Below are 25,270 nucleotides of genomic sequence, written 5' to 3'. Positions count from 1 at the left end.
AAGATGGCCTTTTTATTTTGTTTAATTTTGATTAGATAAACCAATTGATCTATTGAATAGCGACATTAATTCTATGATGTTTTTAATATTTAGTTTTTGGTATATTTTATATTTATGAGTACTTACAGTAGTTAACTGGATGTTTAGTTTATTAGCTATTTCGATGTTACCATCTCCTTTTACTAATAATTCGGAAATCTCTAATTCTCTTTTAGATAGTTTATCCAATGGATTGAATGTCTCTTTATTAGTTGAAGCATTGATAAGCGCATTTACAATATCAGTAGTGAGGTAATTACCAGTTTTAAGAATAGTGTCTACCGCTTTAATGATTTTCTTTCGGTCACTTAATTTATTGATGTAGCCATTAGCCCCTGCAACAATATAAGGGCAAGCGTGAGTTTCTTCATCGTATACTGAGAAAATTAAAATTTTAGCAAAGGGTTGAATTTTTTTTATTTCTGAAATCATCCCTGTGTTTTTTCCACCTGGAATGTTGATGTCTAAAATGATCAAGTCAAACTTTTGAACATCAAGTATTGCTAGTGTTTCTTTATAGTCTTCTGTTGTTGAGATATTTAGGTATTTAAATTTTTCTTCTAAAATTATAGAAACACCTGTTCTAACTACTAAATGATCGTCAACAATTAAGATATTTTTCTGCATGTTTTTTATAATTTAGTTAATGACTTTTTATTTCGCATGTTTTAATTCAATTGTAATGGTAGTTCCTTTATTTGGAATACTTGAGAAGAATATTTTTCCCTTAATAATGATTAATAATTCTAATACTAAATGAAGGCCAATGCCATAAGTGCTAAGGATTAATTTTTCAGGATCTCTATTTTTAAATAGGTTGGTATAATAGTCTATTATGTCTTGATTCATTCCGATGCCAGTATCTTTTATCCAATAAGTTGTTTTAAATTGGTCAGATTGAGCTCCTAGTTCAATTGTACCTTTAGAAGTGTTTTTAATGGCGTTATCAAGTAGGTTGTGTATTATGATCGACATAATTCGAATATTAATTGTTGAATGTAAATCCTTGCAACTAACATTTTTTATTATGATTTCTTTGCTTAATGCCATTTCTTCAAAAAAATCTTTTTTATTTTCGAATAGGCTGTGAATAGAATATGGTTTTTGGATATAATCTCTATCCTCCATATAAATTTTGGAGTACTGAATTAATGTTTTGGTAAAGTCATATAATTGAGAACTGGATTTATATATTGAATTGGCATATTTATTTGAAACGGTATCATTGTTTTTTAGTGTTTCTTTACTGAGGTGTTTGGATATTAATTGGATATATTTTAGAGGGCTTCTAATATCATGACTGATGGTGCCTATTATTTTTTTATGTTGAATTATTCCCGTGGATAGGTCTTCTTTTGCATTCTCTAAATCTTTTATAATTAACTTAAGTTGTTTTTTTCGTCTATTGAGTTTTTGTTTTGAAAAGATTAATTTTTTAATCATTGAACTATAGTAAAAACTAACAGAACATATAATTATTAAAATGAAAAAAATATTGGTAAATAAGAGATATTTTTTGATTTTTCTAGTGCCATAACCAAAGGACTCCGAAAAAGCATCTTGATTGATATTAGACTCATGTGTAAGAGCCATTATTCGAGATAAATAACCACGCTTTTCTTTTCTGTCTAGTTTCTCTTTTTGAAGCCTCGAATTTATTTCAAGTCCAATTTTGTAAAGTTGATTATTTAAGTAATCTCCTTTCTCCCACTCAATTACTGCTTTTTTGAAAAATGGAAAAGATTTAAAATTTTTAAAAAGCCAGATCATATCATCTATGTCCTCTTCATGGTTTCTCCCTTCTCTAAAGCCTTCTCTAACAATTTCATCATCAAGGTTTTTTTGAAGTGAAATACGTGCTTTTGCATCGCCTAAAGGAATGCTTAAGTCTTTTTTAAAGTTTATCCAGTAATTTTTTTCTCCAGTAAGTAGGTGCGTTATCAAATTGATTACAGCGCATTTATGACCCTTAGAGTAATGAGATTCACCATTGACATATGCCCTTGTGGCGGATAACGTTTTAATAGTATAAAAATTTATTAATATCAACATCGAACAAGAGATGATGATAATTAAGTAGAATGTAAATGTCTTTGTTTGAAGCAGACTTTGAGTACGGAGTATGTTGAAAGTTTTTTCCAATAAGGGTTTGACTTTAGTTTGTTTGTGCATTCTAGATGTTTAAGAAAATTCAAACATTGTTATGGACGAAAGATATAAATTCATTATTCGTATGAATCTTGAATTGTAACAAATATAAGACATTAATATTTATGTTTTGTAGGAAATAATATGATTAAATAGTAGTTTTTTGATTAAATTTTTATAGTATTAAATCTATGGTTATGTAGGTTTATTTTTAGATATTTTGATGTTTGTTCGTATATGAATAAAGTAATTTTGTTTTTGATAGATAGTTGTGCCCCTACTTAAATCAATTTTGTAATCTAATTACTGTACGAAATTTTGTGTTTAAAAAAAGGGTATTTGCCTATCTGAAACACAATTTAAAGTAATAGATTATGAGAAAATTTTACCCTGAATCATTAATTGAAAATTTTATTGAAAACATTAGCTCTAGAATAAGATTCAATAAAATTGTATTTTTCTTAGGTGTTGTTTTGATGTCTGCAAATTCATTTGGGCAATGTAATATTGAAACACCTAGTCCGTTTATTTCTGATAATTATGATGGATTGACAGTAAGTAAGTCCTCTACAGGTGTATGTACAGGATTGCTAGGGTGTGGTATATCAAATGAAGCAAATTTAATTGATGCTGATTTGACTAATTATGCTACTGCTAATTTTGGAGTTAGTGCTGGTGTATTGCATAAATTAAGAGTAAAGGATAGTAATACAACCTACATAGCTGGTTCTTTTGCCGGATTTAAAATAGGCATTGGTAATGGGTTACTTTCTTTGAGTTTACTAAATGGAATTTCGATAAATACCTATAGTGGTACGACACTCAAAGAAACATTTTCGGGAGCATCATTATTGAGTCTTGATTTATTGCCAGGATCTGGTGATTATATTATAGGTTTCAATACAAATCAATCCTTTGACACCATTGAAATCGTATTAAGTGGTGTGGTTAATTTACTAAATTCTACAAAAATTTATCATGCAGTATTAAGAGAATATTGTGCTGGACCTGCATTAGATTGTAATGTGGCAACTACATTAAGTTTGCCAACATATCCTGTTATAATTGATCATGCAAATACGGGAATGTCAGGTATTAGTGTTGGTAGTATTGGTAATGTAGATAATGTAATTAGTTCTAGTACGACAGATTTTGCAACGATTAATTTAACTGTTGGGTTGTTGGCCTCTGGAAGTATTGCTGTCAAAGATCAAATTACTGATTATCCATCAGGTACTTATGCGGGTTTCGAAATTGAGAATTCAAATTTAGTTAGTGTCTCTGCCCTTGGCAATATGGTGATTTCAACTTATTTGAATGGAGTCTTTAGAGAACAATTTTCAGGGAATAATTTAGTTGTAAATGGGACTTTACTCAGTTCAAACGGTCGTTATAAATTAGGTTTTGTGAGTACTAAGTCATTTGATGAAGTAAAGATAACTGTAAATCAGACTGTAGGGATTAATTTAGGTACAACTAAAGTATATGGGGCTATTTATGAGAAATTTTGTGCTGGTCCCGCTTTAGCTTGTAATACACAAACAGCGGTTTCGGTACCTGAATATCCAGTATTTATTAATGGTGAAAATACAGGTATTGACGGAATTGCCTGTGTCTTATGCAGTGTGAGTAATCAGGATAATTTAATTGACCAAGACAGTTCCAATTTTGCTACTGTTAATTTGACTGCTGGAGTAGGGACAAGTGGAAGTCTTTCTGTAAAAGATCAAATTACCGATTATCCAATCGGAACTTTTGCAGGTTATACAATCGAAAATCCTTCATTACTTGCTGTAAATGCATTTGATGCTATACGAATCAAAACATATCTAAATGGGGTGTTACAAGAATCTAAATCAGGTAATGGTCCTTTGATTTCAGTAGATACTAATTTATTAGTTGGAACCAGTAAACAAACAATTGGTTTTGTTTCCACAAAAGCATTTGACGAAGTACAAATTACCTTGACAAATTTAGTTTCTGTGAACTTAGGAACGGTTAAGGTTTATAATGCAGTTTTTCAAAAGTTTTGTGAGCCAATTGTAGAATGTAATAAAACCTATGATTGGTCTACCCCAGATTTTCCAGTGACAATAAACGGTGATAACACAGGTATTGATGGAGTTGCTTGTGTGGCATGTGCCATTAATAACACTAATAATTTATTAACAGCTGATACAACTGATTTTGCTAATATTAGTATTGTTGCAGGAGTACTTGGTTCAGGTTCTGTTGCTGTAAAAGATCAATTGTATACGTATCCGCAAGGAACTTATGCTGGATTCAGAATTAAAGACTTGAATACTTTAGCTCAAGTAAATCTTTTTCAAGGATTATCTATTGCTACCTATAATAATGGTGTTTTGCAAGAATTGAAATCTGCTGGTGATATACTTGATTTGGGACTTTTAGGAATTCCTGTTTTAGGGACAGGTCCAGGAACTTATAATGTAGGATTTCAAGCTTCATTAGAATTTGACGAAATTAGACTAACAGTAAATTCAATCGCAAGTGTAATAAATTCTATCAATGTCTATGGTGCTTTTGTAAATACTGCCAATAGTGATGGAGGTTCAGGCAGTGCATTGCAGTGTAATTCATCTTCTATTTCGATTACTAAAGAAGGAATATATGTAGATGCCAACTTGGATAGTATTGTAAATGTAGGAGATAAAATTGTATATACTTTTGATATTAAAAACACAGGTTTTGAAACCTTGACAAATGTTACCGTCACTGATGATAATGCGACTGTTTCAGGTACTGCAATTCCATCATTGGCAGCAGGTGAAAATAATACAACTGCGTTTACAGCTGAATATTTAATATCACAAGCTGATATTGATGCGGGTGTGGTTTATAATTTAGCCACAGCAACAGGAACACCTCCTGTAGGAATGGATGTGACAGCGACATCAACTGATCCAACGCCATGTGCAACTTGTCCAGTGATTCCAACTTGTCTTACTTGTACAGCAACTCCGTTGATACAAACACCAAAATTAGGATTTGTTAAAACAGGAGTTTATAATGGCGATCCAACTAAAGCGAAGATAGGAGATGTAATTACTTATACGTTTACAGTAACCAATACAGGAAATGTAACTGTAGAGAATGTATTAATTAATGATGCTAAATTGGGAGTAACTGATTTAGCAATAGTACCAAGCTCTTTAGCTCCTTTAGGTGTTGGTGTAATTACTCAAGATTATGTAGTAACGCAAGGGGACATTGATTCAGGAAAGGTAACGAATACGGCTATTGCTAAAGGTCAAGATACTTTAGGGAATGATGTTCAAGATATCTCAGGAACCACAGTTGATAATGATACAAATACAGTAACTGATTTACCTACAGCGGGGAAAATCGTATTTGTTAAAACAGGAGTTTATAATGGTGATGTTACTAAAGCTAAAGCAGGAGATATTATAACTTATACTTTTACAGTCACCAATACTGGAAATGTATCTGTAGAGGATATAGTAGTTAATGACGCTAAATTAGGCGTGACCAATTTAGCGATTGTTCCAAATACTTTAGCGCCACTAGGAGTTGGAGTAATTACAAAAGATTATATCGTAACTCAGGACGATGTTAACGCTGGAAAAGTAACTAATTCTGCTATAGCAAAAGGAGAAGATCCTGATGGAAATACGGTTCAAGATATTTCAGGAACAACAATCGATAATGATATTAGCACGGTTACGAACTTACCTCAGACCCCAAAATTAGCTTTTGTTAAAGAAGGACTATATAAAGGAGACCCGACCAAGGCAAAAGTAGGTGATATAATCACTTATACTTTCACGGTGACAAATACAGGAAATGTAACGGTTAATAATATCCTTATTAATGATGCTAAATTAGGAATGACTAATTTACCTACTGTCCCAAGTAATTTATTACCTCTGGGTGTTGGAGTAATTACTAAAGATTATGTGCTAACTCAGGCTGATATTGATGCTGGAAAAGTAACGAATACGGCAATTGCCAAAGGTCAAGATTCATTAGGGAATACAGTTCAAGATACTTCGGGTACAGCTATAGATAATGATGACAGTACTGTAACAAACTTACCACAATTAGGAAAATTAAGTTTTTTAAAAGAAGCTGTTTATAAGGGAGATGTTACTAAAGCTAAAGTAGGAGATATTATAACTTATACTTTTACGATTACCAATACTGGAAATGTTACTTTAAGTGCTATAGGTATTATGGATGCCAAACTAGGTGTTAATAATGTAGCTGTTGTACCAAGTACTTTAGCTCCACTTCAAGATGGAATAATAACTTACGATTATGCAGTTACCCAAGCAGATATTGATGCAGGAAATGTAACGAATACTGCCATTGCAAAAGGAAAAGATCCACAAGGTATCGAAGTACAAGATATTTCAGGTACAACAGTGGATACTGATGATAGCACAGTGACTGATTTACCACAAACAAGCAAAATAGCTTTTGTTAAAACAGGAGTGTATAACGGTGATGTTGCCAAAGCTAAAGTAGGAGATAAAATCACTTATACTTTTACGGTGACCAATACAGGAAATGTTACAGTAGCCAATATTTTAATTAATGACACAAAATTAGGAGTAACTGATTTACCTCTAGTGCCAATTACTTTAGCGCCATTGGGAGTAGGAATAGCAACTCTAGATTATATTGTAACTCAAGAAGATATCGATGCAGGGAAGGTAACCAATACTGCCATCGCCAAAGGGCAAGATTTATTAGGAAATGATGTTCAGGATACTTCAGGAACTACAATTGATAATGACGACATCACCGTAACTACTTTACCGCAAATAGGGAAAATAGCTTTTGTTAAAACAGGAGTATATAACGGTGATGTTACTAAAGCCAAAGTAGGAGATAAGGTTACTTATACTTTTACAGTGACCAATACAGGAAATCAAACGGTAAAGGATATCGTTATTAACGATGCCAAGCTGGGAGTAACGGATTTGTCTATTGTACCAAACACTTTGAAACCATTAGAATTTGGTGTAATCACACAAGATTATGTCGTGACTCAAGCAGATATCGATGCAGGAAAAGTTACGAATACAGCTATTGCCAAAGGAAAAGATCCACAAGATAATGATGTTCAAGATATTTCTGGTACTACAGTTGATAATGATGATAGTACCATAACAACTTTACCTCAAATGGGAGCTTTAGCTTTTGTGAAAACAGGAGACTATAAAGGAGCTCCAACCAAAGCAGTAGTAGGCGATAAAATAACTTATACATTTACAGTAACCAATACAGGAAATGTAACTGTAAATAATATTTTGATTAATGATGCTAAACTAGGAGTCACAAATTTGGCAATAGTGCCAAGTACATTAGGCCCTTTGGAAGTTGGAGTTGTAACTCAAGATTATACAGTCACTCAGTTGGATATTGATTCAGGTAAGGTAACAAATACCGCCATTGCAAAAGGACAGGATTTATTAGGTAATGATGTTCAGGACATTTCTGGTACTGCTGTTAATAATAATATCAGTACAGTAACCAATTTGCCGACAGCAGGAAAATTAGTGTTCTTAAAAGAAGGGGTTTATAATGGTGATGCTGCAAAAGCAAAAGTAGGAGATAAGATTACATATACTTTCACTATTACAAACACAGGGAATGTAACTGTAAACAATATTCTTATTAATGATTCAAAATTAGGATTGACTGATGTAGCATTAGTGCCAAGTACTTTAGCACCAACTGAATTTGGAATAATGACTAGAGATTATATTGTGACTCAAGCAGATATTGATGCTGGAAAAGTAACCAACAGCGCTATTGCAAGAGGACAAGATCTAGAAGGAAATAATGTTCAAGATACTTCAGGAACAACTATAGATAATGATGATAGTACAGTTACAAATTTACCACAAAAAGGAGCTTTGGCTTTTGTGAAAACAGGAGACTATATGGGTGATGTTACCAAAGCTAAAGTTGGCGATGTAATCAAATATACATTTACAGTGACTAATACTGGTAATCTAACGGTAAATAATGTACGCATAAACGATACTAAATTAGGAGTAACTGATTTAGCAATAGTGCCAAGTAATTTAGTTCCATTAGAATTTGGTATGATCACGAAAGATTATGTTGTAACTCAAGAAGATATCGATGCAGGAAAGGTAACCAATACTGCCATCGCCAAAGGTCAAGATTTATTAGGTAATGATGTTCAGGATACTTCAGGAACTACAATTGATAATGACGACAGCACCATAACTACTTTACCGCAAGAAGGGAAATTAGCTTTTGTAAAAACAGGAGTATATAACGGTGATGTTACTAAAGCAAAAGTAGGTGATAAGATTACTTATACTTTTACAGTAACCAATACAGGTAATCTAACGGTTATGGATATCATTATTAATGATGCCAAGCTGGGAGTAACTGATTTGCCTATTGTACCAAGCACTTTGAAACCATTAGAGTTTGGTGTAATCACACAAGATTATTTCGTTACTCAAGCCGATATCGATGCTGGAAAAGTTACAAATACAGCTATTGCCAAAGGAAAAGATCCACAAGGTATCGAAGTACAAGATATTTCAGGTACAACAGTGGATACTGATGATAGCACAGTGACTGATTTACCACAAACAAACAAAATAGCTTTTGTTAAAACAGGAGTGTATAACGGTGATGTTACTAAAGCGAAAGTAGGGGATACTATCACATATACATTTACAGTAACCAATACCGGGAATGTAACGGTAAGTAATATTGTGATTAACGATGCTAAATTAGAAGTTACTGATTTAGGAATTGTACCAAGTACATTGTTACCATTAGATGAAGGTGTAATTACAAAAGAGTATGAAGTTACTCAAGCGGATATTGATGCTGGAAAAGTAATAAATACCGCCATTGCTAAAGGACAAGATCCACAAGGAAATAATGTAGAGGATACTTCTGGGACTTCAATAGATAATGATGATAGCACAGAAACTAATTTACCTCAAAAGTCAAGTATTGCATTAGTTAAAACAGCAGTTCTTCCAGCTAATGTAGCAGTAGGTCAGTCTATTGTTTATACTTTCTCAGTGACTAATACAGGAAATACAATTATTAAAGATATCAAAATAACAGATCCTTTAACAGACTTGATTCTTCCTATTAGTGAAATAGCAATTCTTGCTCCAGGTGCAACTAATAATTCTATTGTAGGAACTTATTTAATTAAACAATTGGATATTAATGCAGGTCAAGTTGTGAATTCAGCTTTAGCTGTAGGGAAAAATCCAGAAGGGAATGAGGTTAGTGATGTTTCAGGTACTACAGTCACAACTGATGACCCTACAATTACTAAATTAATACAAACACCGTCGATTAGCTTAACTAAAGATGGAGCGTATGAAGATACAAATGCTGATGGTATTGCAAGTGTTGGAGACAAGATTAAATATGTTTTCGAAGTTAAAAACACAGGAAATACTGTATTGACAAATGTGATAGTGACTGATACAAAAGTTAGTGTTCAAGGTGTAATGATTCCGACTTTAGGGGTTGGTGTTTCAAATAATACAGGATTCACAGCAGAATACTTTATTACACAAGACGATATTAATAAAGGCTATGTTTATAATTTGGCTGAAGTAAATGCATTTGCTTCAAATGGAGCTCTAATTAGCAATACTTCGACAGACCCAACAATTAATAGTGCTTTCCCAATCTATCCTACTTGTTCAATGTGCACAATAACAGCAGTGCCTCAATCTCCAAAAATTGCATTGATGATGACAGGAGTATTTGAAGATACGAATGGAGATGGTCAGGCACAAATAGGGGAAACCATTAGATATACTTATACCGTAATGAATATCGGTAATGTACCACTTACCAATGTATGGGTTCAAGATGAAGTTTTAGGTCACGGAATTGCTGATGGGGCAATAAATCTTCCAATTGGAGCAACTGATAAAACAACTTTTTCAGCGGTATATAATATCACTCAAAATGATATTATTCAAGGGTTTTCGATGAATCAATCAAAAGTATTTGGTACAAGTCCTTTGGGTATAATTGTACAAGATATGTCAGATGATACGAGTCCATTTGAAGACGATCCAACAGTATTGGGAGTGAAGGGATGTGATGTTAAAGTATTTAATGCGGTTTCACCTGATGGAGATGGCTTAAATGACTTTTTCAGAATTCAAGGTATAGACTGTTATCCAGATAATACGGTCCAAATATTTGATCGATGGGGAGTTAAAGTATTTGAAGTTCAGGGATATGATAATGACACAAGAGCCTTCCGTGGAAAATCAGAAGGAAGGGTGACCGTAAGTCAGTCAGATGGATTACCAAGCGGAACCTATTTTTACGCTATTAAGTATGTAGACAAGAATAATAATGGATTTAATAAATCAGGTTACTTGGAGTTAATCAATGAGTAAAAGTAGCCGGTTTAAAAAAGGTTCTATTAGAATAATTTAAAAAAAATAGTATGAAAGCAAATTCAATAATAATTCTTCTATTGTTAGTAATGGTGTCAGGTTTTGCTCAGCAACAAGCGCAGTACACGCATTATATGTATAATACAATCAATATAAATCCTGCTTATGCAGGTAGCCGTGGGGTAACAAGTATATTTGGCTTACATAGAACCCAATGGGTAGGGTTAGATGGGGCTCCTGTTACTAATGCAGTCTCGATAAATTCACCTATCGAAAATTCACGACTTGGAATAGGATTATCGTTTGTAAATGACAAAATTGGAGCTTCTGATCAGAACAGTATTTCAGCGGATGTGTCTTATACTGTCCCAACTTCTGAAACAGGCAAACTTTCATTTGGTTTAAAAGCAACTGCTGACTTACTAAATGTAGATTTTACTAAATTAAACAGATATGATTTAAACGATCCAAAATTTCAGAATAATATTGACAATGTTTTTTCTCCCAATTTTGGCGCGGGAATCTATTATCATACTGATAAAATGTATGTTGGATTTTCTGTTCCTAACTTTTTAGAGGTTCGACATTTTGATGATAACACTTCTGCGGCAGTAGGCCAGCGTTTGCATTATTATTTAATAGGAGGGTATGTGTTTGAATTTAGTCCAACTGTCAAATTCAAACCTGCCTTTTTAACTAAAATGGTGTCAGGAGCACCTTTGCAAGTAGATTTATCTGCTAATGTTTTGTTGCAAGATAAGTTTACCCTTGGTCTAGCTTGGAGATGGGATGCTGCAGCATCAGCTATGGCAGGAATTCAAGTAAATAATGGACTTTTTGTTGGCTATGGTTATGATTTTGAAACGACAAAATTATCTCATTATAATTCAGGTTCACATGAGATATTTTTGCGATTTGATTTGTTTAAAATTCAAAATAAAATAGTAACACCAAGATTTTTCTAAAAAACAGCATATGAAAAAGAATTACATAATAGTATTGTTATTGAGTTTAGTCACAATACAACTATCCGCACAAAATAGTCTTATAGAAATCAAAGCTGATAAAGAGTACGATCGATATGCTTATATAGACGCCATAAAAACCTATGAGCGTATGTATGAAAAAGGATACAAGTCAAAAGACATCTTGTTGAAATTAGCCAACGCTTATTACTTTAACGGTGATTTAGAAAATGCTGCTAAGCGATACACGGAGCTTTTTGAATTGAATCCTATTGTAGTTCCAGAATGTTACTATCGATATGCTCAGTCTTTAAAATCGATTAAGGAATATAAAAAAGCCGATGAGATGATGGCTATTTTTAATAAGGAAAATGGAAACGATACGAGAGCGAAATTAGCAGCGAGCCAAAAAGACTATCTAGCTGTTATCAAGAAAAACTCAGGAAGGTATATTATCGAGAATGCAGGAATTAACTCTAAGTACTCTGATTATGGAACAGCTTATTACAAAAACAAAATCGTATTTACTTCAGCAAGAGATACAGGAAGTTTTGTAAAAAGAGTAGATCCTTGGACAGGTGAATGGTTTACTAATTTGTACGAGTCGGAGGTAAGTGCTGATGGTACACTTCATTCGGTTCAACATCTTTCAAAAAAGTTGAATACTAAATTTCATGAATCAACTCCTGTTTTTACTAAAGATGGGAAAACCGCTTATTTTACTCGCAATAATTACAACAACGGTAAAAGAGGAAAAGACGCAACTGAGACGACTTTGTTGAAAGTTTATAAAGCTACTTTGAAGGGCGATAAATGGGAGGATACAACCGAATTGCCTTTTAATAGTGATAATTACAGCGTGGCACATCCGAGCTTAAGTGCTGACGAAAAAACATTGTATTTTGCTTCTGATATGCCAGGGACTTTTGGTCAATCGGATATTTTTAAAGTGAGTATTAATGACGATGGAACTTATGGAACTCCTGAAAACTTAGGAAAAGGAATTAATACAGAAGGAAAAGAAACCTTTCCTTTTATTTCGGATAAAAACGAATTGTATTTTGCTTCAGACGGTCATCCTGGTTTAGGAGGTTTAGATGTTTTCGTATCAAAAGCTAAACAAGACGGAAGCTTTAAAGATGTTCTCAACGTAGGAGAACCATTGAATAGTTCAAATGATGATTTCGGGTTGTTAATGGATACGAAATCTAAAATAGGATATGTGACTTCAAATAGAGAAGGGGGAATGGGGAGTGATGATATTTATAAGGTGAAAGAAATAAAACCAATTGAATATCCATGCGAACAATTTATGACTGGTATTGTTACTGATTTAGAGACTGGAGAACCTATTGCGAACTCTAAAGCAACACTTTCAGATAGTAGTTATAAATTAATCAAAACGGTAACGACAAACAAAGATGGTAAGTTCGATTTTGGTCAAATAGATTGTGATTCAAAATACTATATTAAAACAGAGAAAGAAGCGTATAATGTAGAGGAAACTCCTGTTGTTGTCGCAGATAATTCAGGGACAACGGTGGTTCCTATTTCACTCGAAAGAACACTTAAGAAAGTAACGGTTGGGGATGATTTAGCGAAAGCTTTTGGGATAAAAATTATTTATTTTGATTTGAATAAGTTCAACATTCGTTCAGATGCGGCTTTAGAATTATCTAAAATTCTAGATGTGATGCTTCAAAACCCAACGATAAAAATTGATATTCGCTCTCATACGGACAGTCGACAAAGTGATGCTTATAACAAGAAATTATCAGAAAGCAGAGCGGAGTCCACTAAAAATTGGTTAATTCAAAACGGAATTGAAAAATCACGTTTGACAGCTAAAGGGTATGGAGAATCTCTGTTGGTCAATAGATGTACTGACGGAGTAGAATGTACAGAAGAAGAACATCAAGCAAATAGACGTAGTGAATTTGTTATTGTGTCTATGAATTAAAATAATTAGTTGGGTTAAATTTGATTGTGGGTAGAAGGAGTATCGTCAAATGATGATGCTCCTTCTTTTTTGCCCTTTTTAAAAATAAGCTCTCAATTGAATGTTTCCAGTATGTATCGTTTTAGTCGTTTCACTTTTTCGTCCCAGATAATTGAAGTTGATGTCTAGGAATTGCGTGATATTTTTTTGTAAAAGCAACTTCCATACAATGTTCTGACCTGTTTGTAGTCCTTCTAACATTTGAAATCCAACAGACGAAAATGCATCACCGTCAAATTTGTTTTGGTAAAATGAAACCTCTCCATTAAAAGTGAAATTCTTTTTTCCAGAATAAGAAAGGGAGGTTCCAAAACGATTTTGCAATAATGATTCTGAATTTCCTATTTGGTTTTTCTTACTTTGTAATTCATAAAACAAATCCCAACTGGTGTTTTTTGAAAATATATAACTGATTTTTGGACTCAATTGATATCCTGAAATGGTATAGTTTTTCAACGGATAATTCTCGGAACTTACTTTCGTTGAAATTGTATTTATGGATGAATTAAATAACCAGCTTTTGCGATACAGATGTGTATACTGAAATTGGTGTGAGCTGTTGTCTGATTCCTGTGTTCCATTTGAAAGTAGGTTTTTTGCCTTATTCTCTAAGTAAGTATAGGTAACCGAATGGTCTTGTTTTCCGCGATTGTAAAACAAAGTATTTCTAAAGCTGGAGCTCAAACCTAAGACATTATTTTTGGAATTAGTAAATGGATTCAAATCAAAATTATCACCTTCATTTTTAGTTTTCCGATTGATTAAAAAAGAGGTTTGATTGTAGAAAAAGGAAGCCCACTTTTGGAAGCCTGTTTTGTTTTGCCACTGATTAGGATTCAAAATAACAGATTGTGAAAACTTCGTTTGATGTGTTTTAATGTACACCAAATTTGGTAAAAAGACCTGAATGTATTTGGCTTGATCTACAAATGGAGCTACCTCAAATTCTTGTAATTCTTGAATGCCGTTATTATTATAATCATTCCACATATACACACCTTGTCCGTCCGCAACTTCTAGAAAGGTAAATTCTTGTTGAGGTAAGGTTCCAGAATTGGTTTCATAAGCACTGGAACTCTGAATCAGCTGATTGAAAAAACGGTCGTTAAATACTACTCTTGAGTTCAAAGTGGATTCTTTTCTTTTGGTAGCATTAACGTATTCCAATACTCTATAATTAGCATATACGCTTAAATCACTGGTGCTTGTTTGAATTAGTTTGGATTTTAAAAAGTAGGAATTCGAATTGTTAACCCGTTGCAATAATCCGTTTTGGATACTGTCATTACTTCTTTTTAAAAGGCCTATTTCTACATATACTTTGGTGCTATCACCTCGACCAGTAAAAACACCATATTCATTGAATCTTTGACTTAATGCCGCAAATACATTAGTTGTTTTGTTTTTAGATTGGTTGTCCTCGATTCGGTTGCTACCACCAATCCAGTTTTTGCCAAAATGATAGCGTACCTGAGTTTGGTTTCGAATAAATGTAGATTCATTGGTTGAACTGTCGCTTTTTAAATAACTGCCTAGCGAATTGATGTTCCATGCTCTTAACTGGAATAATCCATTTACGATATGTCGGCTACCTGAGAAATTATCGGAGAAATCTAGTTTTTCAAATTGATATGTTAGCGTGCCATTGCTATTCGAATTTGCATTTGGACTTAAATTAAAATTCAATCCAGAGACCAATAGGCTTTGATTCCCTGTAAGTGTTGTTTCTAAATTCCAATCTCGGTCAAATTCAATGGTGTAAAGGCGTTCTATTGAGCTAAAATCTTTTTGTATGAATTGGTATTTACCAAAGGCATCGATCTTCCATTTTTTAGAAAATAGTCTTTGTTTTGCATTGATTTTTCCACTTAAACCTTGGTTGTTTGAATCGTCAAGGGTAGAGAAAAGGTTTTTGTCGTTATTACTAATGGCTATTTCAAAGTCAACCACCGTTTTTTCTGTAGGATTGTATTTTCCTAAAAATGTGGCTACTTGTATTTTGTTGGGAGCCACGAGCTGGATAATAGGTGAGTAGTTTCCCTGTGGTATGCCATTTATAGGGGCAATATATTCGTAAATTTTGGTAATACTAGAACTGTTTTTTAATACATAATTTCCATTATTATTTCCAACTAAAGTAAAATTTACGTTAAAAAGTTCGTCATCAGCATTGTTCGAATATTCAAAAAAAGTGAGGCCGTCGATGGTTCTTTTTATATATAAAATCTTGTTTTCTGAATAGCTATCAGCATAGGCAGAAGGAGCGACCATCGCCGCAGAATCATCACCCGCATTAGATAAAATTTGAACCTGTTCTGGTGATAGGTTTTGTTGTACGGGTTGGTTTTTTACATCATTTTCAGAATATAAATATCCAGCCAAACTCCATTTTTTATCTTCATGGGATGCCCCTGCATAAGTGACAAAACGAGTGTAATTACGATCCGTATATTGGTATTCAATTGCAATTCTCATTTCGGAGGTAATCGTAAAAAGTGGGGTAAAAGTAATTTCTCCAGCGTTGTAATCAATGGTATAGTCATTGTTCTCACCTCTTTTTAACAGACGTCCGTTGACATACACTCTTTCAGACCCTGAGATGACTAAAACATACAACTCTCCACTTTGTCCTTTTAATTTATAAGGTCCTTGGCTCCCTTCAATTCCTTTAAAGCTACTTTTAGCATATTGTCCGCGTACGAGTGCAGCCGAGGCAAATACGTTGGTTTTGCTTTCTTCGGTTCCAAAATCAAAATTAGCGGCAAGACCTTGTACTTTTTTATTGAAATTAAGGAATTGTGTTTGGTTGTTTTCAAGGAAAATATCACCAGCCCTAATATTCCATTTTTCACTAAAGAGTTCCATGAAAATATTATCAAACTGATCTAGTTTTTGGGAATAACCACCATTTTGTATCGGAATATTACTGTCTTGTAGCGAAGCACGTAAGCTCACTTTCTCGGATAGTTTTCCTGTGATTTGTAGGTCTAAATTTGAATTTAAAACAGCATTTTGATTGCTCCCGATGGTAATACCTCGAGTAATACTTCCTGATGTATTGAGTCCGTCAAAAGGGACGTTTTTTTTCGCAAGGTTATTGTCAATTTTGTACAATGGTTGAGTTGAAACATCATTGCTGACGACGCTGCTAGAATCGTATATTTTATATTCCTTGGTTAAAAAATCAGGGTATGTTAAATAATGGATTGTTATAGAGCCTTCATAATTGACTAAAAAAGATTCTTTGAAAAGGAGGTAACTTTTTTGAAAATCAACTATATAATTATCACTGCTTATAATATTTTTTTGTGTATCAATTACCTCAAAACGACTAGGGTTTATGCTAAAAGGTTCTATATGTATAGTATCCCTCGAAATAGGAAACTCCTTAGTTTTATACAATACATTATTTTCCTGAGCGAAAACTCTGGGGAAATATGATATAAGTATTAAAAAAAGTAATTTTTTTAACATAGAGAATATAACGTCAATATGTCAAAAGTAGTGTATTTTATGCGTTTTATATATTTAACCACAAAGACTATCAATTTAACCACAAAGAACACAAAGAAGGCACTAAGACCCACTAAGATTTTATTGAGATTCATTCTGCGATAATCTGTGTTTGAAATTTCGATTTAGTAGTACGGCTTTGTGCTCTATCTCAAGTGAAACGACTGATTTAGTCTATAAAAACGATGTCCCTAACCTCCGCTGAGTGTAGTTGAATTGTTTTTTAAAAAAAAAATTCAACACAAATAGTACAATTTAGTTAGTACAATTCGTGTTGAATTTAATATGATTTATAAGACTATCGTAATCTGCGATAATTTGTGTTGAAATGCTATTTCTCGCTTGTGATGATTTGCATTGTTTCAGTACTCACTTGTTTCAAAATTACATTTTTACCACTTTCTACTGTTTCAGCTGCTTTGTCGTTAAAGTGTCTGATGGTGTAAAGTGTTACGTGCTCACTAAAATCTACTTTGAATCTTTTAGAAAGTACCGCATTCAAATCTTTGAAATTCCCGAATTTATCTTCCACACAAACTGAGAAACTAATCGCCGAGTTCTGAATCAAATTCACTTTGATTTTATATTGGTGAAACAAAGCGAATATTTCACTGATGTGCTCTTCCATGATGAAAGAGAAGTCAATTGACGAAAGAGAAATTAAAAGTTGATCTCTTTTTACGATGAAACAAGGTAGGTATGGTTCTAAAGCGGCTCCTTTTGTTACTACAGTTCCTTTTAACAATGGATTGATAAAAGATTTAACATACAAAGGAATTTCTTTTTTCTGAAGTGGTTGTAAGGTTTTTGGGTGAATAACCGTTGCTCCGTAAAAAGCCAATTCGATTGCTTCTCTGTACGATATTTGGTTTAACAAACTGGCGTTTTCAAAATATCTAGGATCTGCATTCATTACTCCAGGAACATCTTTCCAGATGGTTACACTTTCTGCATTCAAACAATAAGCAAAAATCGCAGCCGTATAATCAGAACCTTCACGGCCTAATGTAGTTGTAAAGTTATTTTCGTCAGAACCCAAGAATCCTTGTGTAATGTTTAAGATTTTTCTTTTTACGTTTTTAGAAATGTTCTTTTGTGTTAATTCCCAATCTACTTCAGCATCTCTGTAGTTAGCATCTGTTTTTACAAAATTACGTACATCAATCCATTGAGTTTGAATTCCCATGAAACTCATATAATGACTCAAAACCGTAGTCGAAATCAACTCACCGTAGCTTACTACTTGGTCGTAAACAAAGTTGTAATTAGGAGATTTGTTATGAGATAAAAAGTACTCTAGCTCTGAAAATTGAGTGTTTACAGCTTGAAATACTTCATGTTTTTCATCTTCAAACAAATCCATTAGGATTTGATTGTGGTATTTTTTTACTTCTTGAACTGAAGATTGTAGCGAAGGTGATTTTTCAAAATAGTCTTTGATAACTAATTCAAGGGCATTAGTTGTTTTTCCCATGGCAGAAACAACTAGCAATACATCTTCATATCCTACTTTTTGTAAAACATCATAAACGTTTTTAATTCCTTCTGCATCTTTCACAGAAGCACCACCAAACTTAAATACTCTCATGTTTTTTTATTGTAAATGTTTAATTTTTTAATTTTTTTTGGCAAAATTAATAATTCTATCTTCATCAAGCCTTACAAGTTGCCATTCTTTTAAGATTTCCGCACCCGACTCTAAATAAAAGTCAATGGCAGGGGTATTCCAGTCTAAAACATTCCATTCTAGTCGTTTTACTTTTTCATTACGAGCTAGTTCAACCATTTTAAAAAGTAATGCCTTCCCAATTCCGCTTCCTCGAAAGTCCTCGGTTACAATTAAATCTTCCAGATGAAGGCTTTTTCCTTTCCAAGTTGAATACTTATAATAGTATAAAGCCATTCCCACTATTTGTTTGGAATCGTTTTCAGCGACATACACTCCAAATAAAGGATTACTTCCAAATCCGTCTCGAATCAAATCGCTAGTATTGATTAAGACTGCTTCTGGTTCTTTTTCGAAAACTGCTAATTCTTGAATCAGCTTTAAAACAGCCTGCATATCAGTAGAATTTCCTTTTCGAATGTTCATTATTTTGGACTTTAAGTATTTTTATAACAATCTGTTAAATTAATTTTTCAACAAATATACAATACTAACAAATTAAGTAGATTTTATTATTTTCGTTTTCACAAAAAAAACGATATTTGTGACTTCAAACTAACTACAACGATTTCTTAATGGAAGAACGCAACAGAACACTCGGAGAATTTATTATTGAAAATCAGAATGCTTTTCAATATTCATCAGGAGAATTGTCCAGAATTATCAACTCCATTCGCTTAGCGGCAAAGGTGGTAAACTATAAGGTGAACAAAGCCGGTTTGGTTGACATTATTGGAGCAGCTGGAGAACAAAACATTCAAGGTGAAGATCAACAAAAATTAGATGTCTATGCTAATGAGATTTTTATTCAAACTTTAACCAATCGTGAGATTGTATGTGGTATTGCCTCAGAGGAGAATGATGATTTTATCACCATTCAAGGAAACGACAAAAAACATTCTAGTAAGTATGTTGTTTTAATGGATCCTTTAGACGGATCATCTAATATTGATGTAAATGTTTCAGTGGGAACTATTTTTTCGGTTTACCGAAGAGTAACACCAATTGGGACTCCCGTAGCATTAGAAGACTTTTTGCAGCCAGGAACTTGTCAAGTTGCTGCAGGATATGTTATCTACGGTACTTCAACGATGCTTGTGTATACAACAGGGCATGGAGTTAATGGCTTTACGTTAAATCCAGCTATTGGAACCTTCTATTTGTCGCATCCTAATATGCAGTATCCAAAAGATGGAAATATTTATTCTATCAATGAGGGGAATTATATTCAATTTCCACAAGGGGTAAAGGATTATTTAAAATATTGTCAATCTGAAGAAGGAGATCGTCCGTATACTTCAAGATATATTGGAAGTTTGGTTTCGGATATCCACAGAAACATGATTAAAGGAGGAGTTTATATTTATCCAACTAGTTCCAAAGCTCCAAAAGGGAAATTAAGACTGTTGTATGAATGTAATCCTATTGCTTTTATAGTAGAACAAGCAGGAGGAAAAGCTTCTGACGGATACAATCGTATTATGGAATTGAAACCAACAGAACTGCACGAAAGAGTGCCAATCTTTTGTGGAAGTTATAACATGGTTGAAAAAGCGGAAGAATTTATGCGTAATGCTGGTAAAGAATAGTTTGTTTTGAAACAAGCGTCCATAAAAAAAAAGCTCTTGAATAGATTTTCAAGAGCTTTTTTGCTATTTAATATAAAGTGATTATTTATACATGTTTTGCATCTCGTATGCAAAAGTGTCAAAATCTACTTTTTTATCAACTAATGAAAGTGCTTTTGTGATGATGTAATTGATGTTACTTGGGGTAAAACCTAAACCTACTCCAATTTTTTTCAACATTAATTCTTGCTTATCACCTAAATGGTGGTCAACGTGTACCATTCTCGCTAAATCATATAAACGCTCTAATCTTTGCGCATATAAATAAGGTGGGTTGATTGGGTATTTTGTTGGATTCTCTAATATCTCTTCATATTCAGAAGCAGAAATTTCAAGTTTCGTAGCTAGTTTGTCTAAGAAGTTTTTTTCCTCTGGTGCAACCACACCGTCAGCAAGAGCAACACGAACAATGGCAGAAAAATGACCTTTATTTCTCTGTTTGAATTCGCTATCAAATAAATCTGAAAATGACATAATTATTGTTTTTTTATGATACAAATATAATCCAATTTTTAATTTTTTAAATTCTATTTATTATATTTTTAAGACTAATAGGTTTTTCTTCCTAAATAGCCTCTTAGGATGACTATTTATAAGCTCAAATCGGTGGTTTTCAAAATAAATTGTAAGTTTACAGTCCCATATCAATTTAATTTACGGTACCTATGTCTGAATTTTGGATTTATTTTCAATTAGGATTAAAACATATCATTAATGTGTTTTCCTATGATCATGTTTTGTTTTTAATTGCGTTAGCAGTGCCCTTTAGTTTTAAGGATTGGCAACGCCTTTTACTTTTAGTTACTTTGTTTACTGTAGGGCACACGATGTCTTTGTTGTTAGTAGTTTTTGGAATTGTAGCTATCAAGATTAGTGTAGTCGAAATGCTGATTCCTATAACAATATTAATTACAGCTCTTTTTAATTTATTTACAGCTGGTAAAACCAATAAAAAGGAAAGTATTAATCTAATTTTCTTTGTAACCTTGTTTTTTGGGATTATTCACGGATTAGGGTTTTCTACTTATTTTAAATCTATTTTAAGTGGAAGTTCAACTTCTAAATTATTGCCTTTATCTGAATTTGCCTTAGGAATTGAAGCAGCTCAAATTATTGTTGTTTTTGTAGTGCTTATTTTGTCTTATATTGTTCAAACTTTCTTTAGATTTTCAAAAAGAGATTGGGTATTGGTGATGTCAGCATTTATAATTGGTGTGGTATTGCCTATGATTATTGGTAATGAAATTTGGATAAGATAAAAATGGAGAAAATTAAATTGAATAAATACGATAAAGCATACCTTAGAATTGCTACAGAATGGGGGTTGTTGTCTTACTGCAAACGCAAAAAAGTGGGGGCGATTATTGTTAAGGATAGAATGATTATTTCTGATGGATATAACGGAACTCCTTCAGGTTTTGAAAATTGCTGTGAGGATGAAGAAGGATTAACACGTTGGGATGTTTTGCATGCTGAAGCCAATGCTATTTTGAAAGTAGCGAGATCGACTCAGTCATGCGAAGGTGCTACTTTGTATATAACCCTGTCTCCTTGTAAGGAATGCAGTAAGCTGATTCATCAATCTGGAATTAAAAGAGTAGTGTATCATAATGGTTACCGTGATGATTCGGGGATTCAATTCTTGAAGAAAGCGGGTGTGGTGGTGGATCATATTAGTGACTTAGAAGAATAGATGAAATTTAATTCAAAATACATACCAGTTCTTGTTGGCATTAGTTTGGCAATTGGTATTGTTTTGGGTGAAAGAATACATGCTCCAAATGACGGTACTTTTTTGGCTAAAAATAGTTCAAAAACGAAGCTCAATAAACTAATTGACTTTATCGAAAACGAGTATGTTGACGATATTAATACGGATTCTATTGTGAATACTACAGTCGATAGAATCATGGAGCAATTAGACCCACATTCGGTTTATGTTCCTCGTTCTGAACAAGTACGTGTCGTAGAGAATATGCGTGGAGATTTCGTAGGGATTGGCGTAAATTTTTATATGTTTAAAGATACGCTTGCTGTAATTAAACCTGTAGAAAATGGCCCTTCGGCCAGAGCAGGAATAAAAGCGGGTGACCGAATTTTATATGCGGATAAAACCAAACTTTTTGGTCGTAAATTGCCTTCTGACAGTTTGTATTCTAAGTTAAAAGGTGTTCGTGGTTCGACAATTGAACTCTTGGTGTATAGAAAATCGGAACGAAAAAAAATAAATATTAGACTTAAAAGAGATGTTATTCCGCTAAAAAGTGTTGATATTTCTTTAATGCTGAATTCCAAAACGGGTTATATCAAAATCAATCGCTTCGCTGAAACTACCTATGACGAATTTAAATTGGGTTTGATGAGCTTGAAAAAAGCAGGAATGTCCAGTCTTATTGTAGATGTTAGAGGTAATGGTGGAGGTTATTTGGAAAAAGCCGTAGCGATAACTGATGATTTTTTAAAGGAGAATCAATTAATTGTCTTTACAAAAAATAAAAAAGGTAGTATTCAAAACACCTATGCTACGAGAAATGGAAATTTTGAGCATGGAAGACTTTTTGTTTTGATAGACGAAAATAGTGCGTCTGCAAGTGAAATCTTGGCAGGAGCTATTCAAGATAATGATCGTGGAACTATTGTAGGACGTCGTTCTTTTGGAAAAGGACTGGTGCAACGCGAAATGGATTTTGAAGACGGTTCGGCTGTTCGGTTGACAGTTGCACGTTATTACACACCAACAGGTCGTTCGATTCAAAAGTCTTATAAGAAAGGGTTGGAGTCCTATTTTAAAGAATCTGAATCACGATTTTTAACAGGGGAATTGTATGAGAAAGACAGTATAAAAATTGCTGATAGTTTAAAGTTTAAAACCCCAAAAGGTCGTATTGTTTATGGCGGAGGAGGTATTGTTCCTGATGTCTTTGTGCCGTTGGAAGTTGAAGATGCTAATGTGAGCTATTTGATGCAATCTGGAATAGTAGGGAATTTTGTTTTTGAACAATTAGATCAAGATAGAACGCTGTTTAAAAACGTAACTTTTGATTCCTTTCTTGCTAAAATGACCAAAACGGATTTGAATTTTGACGAGTTTCAGCATTTTATTTCTAAAAATAGATTAGTGCTCAATTTAACCCAAAATAAAGAGATTGTTAAGCGATATCTCAATGCCGAATTTGCGCGACAACTTTATGGTGAGAAGTATTACTATCAAATTCTTTTGAAAGAAGATAAGATGGTGAAAACGGTTTTGAGTAAAAATTGATTTAAAATTAAGGATTTGTGAATGCTGAATTAAAAGTTGGAATAACAACGGTTTTTTCGTGTATCTAAGTAAAATCCTAATTCTTAAATCCCGATTCCTAAATATTTTACCTCGTACTATCGTGTGAATGAGTTTGTATGCCATCGTTCCACAATGTCAGTAGGTCTGTGGCAACTGCTGCTCCACTTCCAGCTGCAATTGCAAGTTGACTTCTCCATCCTGCCAAAGTTCCTATGACATAAATGCCATCGGCAACTTTATGGTCAATGTTTTTCAGTTGAATGCGTTGTTTTGCTGGTAGTGCTTTTTGATGTGTTTCTACATACTGCATCAGTCCTTCGATGTTGAACGTATTTGCAGAGCCAATCCCTACAATAATACTTTTTGTTTTGTAGCTATTTTTGTTTGTAAAAACAGTAAAATCAGGAGATTCACCTTCTATTTTGATGACTTTTTCATCAGGAATTTGTGTGATATGCGGGTAGGTATCGGCTAGGTGTTTTGTCGAAGTTTCTAGCAAATTAGCACCAAGTGTTCCAGGAGCAATTCCGTAGGCGTTGTTGAAAAGAGCATCTTGAAGTGCTGACGATTTCTGGTGTGTAATAATTCCAATTTCTTTGTCGTTAACAAAGGCTTTGTTTTTTGCTGAACCTAAAACCAATGCGCAGGATATTCCAGATACACCTCCGCCAATAATAAGAGTGTCAAATTTCATTATTGTCTGTCATTCATTTTTTCTTCAATCTTTTTGGACATTCTAAAGATCAATAGGATTAGAATAGCGCATAAAGAAGCGGCAATCCCGATGAAGGCTACGGCACTATCACCATGAAATGGGTCTTTAAAATCTAACATTGAAATGTTGAAAATAATTAGTGCGACAGCTAAAAACACCAATATGTTGATAAGAATTTTCATAAAATGTTTGTTTTTGATTGTTGTAAAGGCTAGTTGTTAGGGTGTATTTTTGATTTGAATTAGCTTGTAATTGCCTTTACCTGTGATATTATGGGGGTAAAATTATAAAAAATATATTTAAACGAATAAACCTTTAACATTAGCGGCAAATAATTTAACAGCGATAGCTAGTAGTACAACGCCAAAAGTTTTTCGTATTATTCCTAGTCCGTTTTGACCTAGTAATTTTTCAATTTTAGCGGAAGATTTTAGTACAAAGTAAACCACAATAATGTTTAATACTATTGAAATAACAATGTTTATAGTATGAAATTGAGAGCGTAATGAAAGTAAGGTTGTCATGGTTCCTGCTCCTGCAATTAAGGGAAAGGCGATAGGAACAATAGAAGCGGAGCTCGCTTCTTCGTCTCGGTATATTCGGATACCTAAAATCATTTCTAAGGCTAGGAAGAAAAGAACAAACGAACCTGCAACTGCAAAAGAATGGACGTCGATACCTACAATTTGTAGAAATCCTTCTCCTATAAATAAAAATACGAGCATGATGATTCCAGCAACAATAGCAGCTTTTTCGGATTCGATATGGCCGTGTTTTTTGCGTAAGTCAACAATGATGGGTATCGAGCCAACGATGTCAATTACAGCAAATAGCACCATTCCAACTGTAAGTATTTCTTTTAAGTCAAATTGCATATTGTTTTTTTTGCAA

The 25,270-nt window shown here is 33.4% G+C and carries 16 protein-coding genes; 7 read left to right on the top strand and 9 right to left on the bottom strand.

From position 1 onward, the window contains the following. Positions 1-21: 21 nt before the first annotated feature. Both SLW70_RS02575 and SLW70_RS02570 read right to left on the bottom strand, forming a co-directional pair. Positions 22-666 carry a response regulator transcription factor gene (locus SLW70_RS02575; protein ID WP_320890409.1) on the bottom strand — a complete coding sequence of 215 codons (645 nt, stop codon included), beginning with the start codon at positions 664-666 and terminating at the stop codon, positions 22-24. A 27-nt stretch (positions 667-693) separates the two neighbouring features. Then, complete coding sequence (locus SLW70_RS02570) at positions 694-1,983, bottom strand: HAMP domain-containing sensor histidine kinase (RefSeq protein WP_320890408.1); 1,290 nt, start codon at positions 1,981-1,983, stop codon at positions 694-696. Positions 1,984-2,561: 578 nt separating this feature from the next. Here SLW70_RS02570 and SLW70_RS02565 point away from each other — a divergent pair. The 3 genes from SLW70_RS02565 to SLW70_RS02555 are packed head-to-tail and all read left to right on the top strand — an operon-like array spanning position 2,562 to position 13,535. Beyond that, positions 2,562-10,610, top strand: coding sequence for a gliding motility-associated C-terminal domain-containing protein (locus SLW70_RS02565; RefSeq protein ID WP_320890407.1), 8,049 nt, complete (start codon positions 2,562-2,564; stop codon positions 10,608-10,610). A 50-nt stretch (positions 10,611-10,660) separates the two neighbouring features. Then, on the top strand, positions 10,661-11,575 hold the full coding sequence (locus SLW70_RS02560) for a type IX secretion system membrane protein PorP/SprF (protein WP_320890406.1): 915 nt from the start codon (positions 10,661-10,663) through the stop codon (positions 11,573-11,575). Between the two features lie 10 nt (positions 11,576-11,585). Further along, the gene (locus SLW70_RS02555; protein ID WP_320890405.1) at positions 11,586-13,535 is read left to right on the top strand and encodes an OmpA family protein; all 1,950 of its coding nucleotides are present in this window, start codon (positions 11,586-11,588) and stop codon (positions 13,533-13,535) included. 78 nt (positions 13,536-13,613) lie between these two features. Here SLW70_RS02555 and SLW70_RS02550 read toward each other — a convergent pair whose 3' ends face one another. The 3 genes from SLW70_RS02550 to SLW70_RS02540 all read right to left on the bottom strand — a co-directional run bounded on the left by SLW70_RS02550 (position 13,614) and on the right by SLW70_RS02540 (position 19,179). Beyond that, positions 13,614-17,048: a hypothetical protein gene (locus tag SLW70_RS02550; protein WP_320890404.1), complete on the bottom strand. Its 3,435-nt coding sequence runs from the start codon at positions 17,046-17,048 to the stop codon at positions 13,614-13,616. A gap of 370 nt (positions 17,049-17,418) precedes the next feature. Next, positions 17,419-18,675: an aspartate kinase gene (locus tag SLW70_RS02545; protein WP_320890403.1), complete on the bottom strand. Its 1,257-nt coding sequence runs from the start codon at positions 18,673-18,675 to the stop codon at positions 17,419-17,421. Between the two features lie 27 nt (positions 18,676-18,702). After that, a complete protein-coding gene (locus SLW70_RS02540) occupies positions 18,703-19,179 on the bottom strand; it encodes a GNAT family N-acetyltransferase (protein ID WP_320890402.1) in 477 nt (158 codons plus the stop codon). A 149-nt stretch (positions 19,180-19,328) separates the two neighbouring features. Here SLW70_RS02540 and fbp point away from each other — a divergent pair, with 149 nt between their 5' ends. Further along, positions 19,329-20,342, top strand: a complete 1,014-nt coding sequence (gene fbp / locus SLW70_RS02535; RefSeq protein WP_320890401.1) for a class 1 fructose-bisphosphatase — start codon at positions 19,329-19,331, stop codon at positions 20,340-20,342. Positions 20,343-20,423: 81 nt separating this feature from the next. Here fbp and SLW70_RS02530 read toward each other — a convergent pair whose 3' ends face one another. Beyond that, entirely contained in the window at positions 20,424-20,855 is a 432-nt protein-coding gene (locus SLW70_RS02530; protein WP_320890400.1) for a TerB family tellurite resistance protein, read from the bottom strand. A gap of 191 nt (positions 20,856-21,046) precedes the next feature. Between SLW70_RS02530 and SLW70_RS02525 the strand changes: the two genes are divergently transcribed. Genes SLW70_RS02525 through SLW70_RS02515 form a run of 3 tightly spaced genes read left to right on the top strand, consistent with a single transcriptional unit; the run spans position 21,047 to position 23,643 of the window. Next, positions 21,047-21,640, top strand: a complete 594-nt coding sequence (locus tag SLW70_RS02525) for a HupE/UreJ family protein (protein WP_320890399.1) — start codon at positions 21,047-21,049, stop codon at positions 21,638-21,640. Positions 21,641-21,642: 2 nt separating this feature from the next. After that, positions 21,643-22,074, top strand: coding sequence for a dCMP deaminase family protein (locus tag SLW70_RS02520; protein ID WP_320890398.1), 432 nt, complete (start codon positions 21,643-21,645; stop codon positions 22,072-22,074). Then, positions 22,075-23,643: a S41 family peptidase gene (locus SLW70_RS02515; RefSeq protein ID WP_320890397.1), complete on the top strand. Its 1,569-nt coding sequence runs from the start codon at positions 22,075-22,077 to the stop codon at positions 23,641-23,643. A 106-nt stretch (positions 23,644-23,749) separates the two neighbouring features. On the opposite strand, the gene SLW70_RS02510 is transcribed toward SLW70_RS02515, so the two are convergent. The 3 genes from SLW70_RS02510 to SLW70_RS02500 all read right to left on the bottom strand — a co-directional run bounded on the left by SLW70_RS02510 (position 23,750) and on the right by SLW70_RS02500 (position 25,254). Further along, positions 23,750-24,358, bottom strand: coding sequence for an FAD-dependent oxidoreductase (locus SLW70_RS02510; protein ID WP_320890396.1), 609 nt, complete (start codon positions 24,356-24,358; stop codon positions 23,750-23,752). After that, a complete protein-coding gene (locus tag SLW70_RS02505; RefSeq protein ID WP_320890395.1) occupies positions 24,358-24,561 on the bottom strand; it encodes a hypothetical protein in 204 nt (67 codons plus the stop codon). The genes SLW70_RS02510 and SLW70_RS02505 overlap by 1 nt, the downstream gene beginning before the upstream one ends. Before the next feature lie 117 nt (positions 24,562-24,678). Next, entirely contained in the window at positions 24,679-25,254 is a 576-nt protein-coding gene (locus tag SLW70_RS02500; RefSeq protein ID WP_320890394.1) for a MarC family protein, read from the bottom strand. Between the last annotated feature and the right edge of the window lie 16 nt (positions 25,255-25,270).

This window comes from Flavobacterium sp. NG2 (assembly GCF_034119845.1).
Classification (GTDB): domain Bacteria; phylum Bacteroidota; class Bacteroidia; order Flavobacteriales; family Flavobacteriaceae; genus Flavobacterium.
Note: the sequence above shows the minus strand (reverse complement) of the source record. Positions and strands in the feature narration are given on the sequence as shown.

Bases quoted from the DNA above. Each gene is read 5' to 3' on its own strand.
- SLW70_RS02550 (WP_320890404.1), bottom strand. From the start codon at position 17,048: ATGTTAAAAAAATTACTTTTTTTAATACTTATATCATATTTCCCCAGA.
- fbp (WP_320890401.1), top strand. From the start codon at position 19,329: ATGGAAGAACGCAACAGAACACTCGGAGAATTTATTATTGAAAATCAG.
- SLW70_RS02500 (WP_320890394.1), bottom strand. From the start codon at position 25,254: ATGCAATTTGACTTAAAAGAAATACTTACAGTTGGAATGGTGCTATTT.
- SLW70_RS02545 (WP_320890403.1), bottom strand. From the start codon at position 18,675: ATGAGAGTATTTAAGTTTGGTGGTGCTTCTGTGAAAGATGCAGAAGGA.
- SLW70_RS02505 (WP_320890395.1), bottom strand. From the start codon at position 24,561: ATGAAAATTCTTATCAACATATTGGTGTTTTTAGCTGTCGCACTAATT.
- SLW70_RS02575 (WP_320890409.1), bottom strand. From the start codon at position 666: ATGCAGAAAAATATCTTAATTGTTGACGATCATTTAGTAGTTAGAACA.
- SLW70_RS02565 (WP_320890407.1), top strand. From the start codon at position 2,562: ATGAGAAAATTTTACCCTGAATCATTAATTGAAAATTTTATTGAAAAC.
- SLW70_RS02510 (WP_320890396.1), bottom strand. From the start codon at position 24,358: ATGAAATTTGACACTCTTATTATTGGCGGAGGTGTATCTGGAATATCC.
- SLW70_RS02520 (WP_320890398.1), top strand. From the start codon at position 21,643: ATGGAGAAAATTAAATTGAATAAATACGATAAAGCATACCTTAGAATT.
- SLW70_RS02540 (WP_320890402.1), bottom strand. From the start codon at position 19,179: ATGAACATTCGAAAAGGAAATTCTACTGATATGCAGGCTGTTTTAAAG.
- SLW70_RS02560 (WP_320890406.1), top strand. From the start codon at position 10,661: ATGAAAGCAAATTCAATAATAATTCTTCTATTGTTAGTAATGGTGTCA.
- SLW70_RS02530 (WP_320890400.1), bottom strand. From the start codon at position 20,855: ATGTCATTTTCAGATTTATTTGATAGCGAATTCAAACAGAGAAATAAA.
- SLW70_RS02555 (WP_320890405.1), top strand. From the start codon at position 11,586: ATGAAAAAGAATTACATAATAGTATTGTTATTGAGTTTAGTCACAATA.
- SLW70_RS02525 (WP_320890399.1), top strand. From the start codon at position 21,047: ATGTCTGAATTTTGGATTTATTTTCAATTAGGATTAAAACATATCATT.
- SLW70_RS02515 (WP_320890397.1), top strand. From the start codon at position 22,075: ATGAAATTTAATTCAAAATACATACCAGTTCTTGTTGGCATTAGTTTG.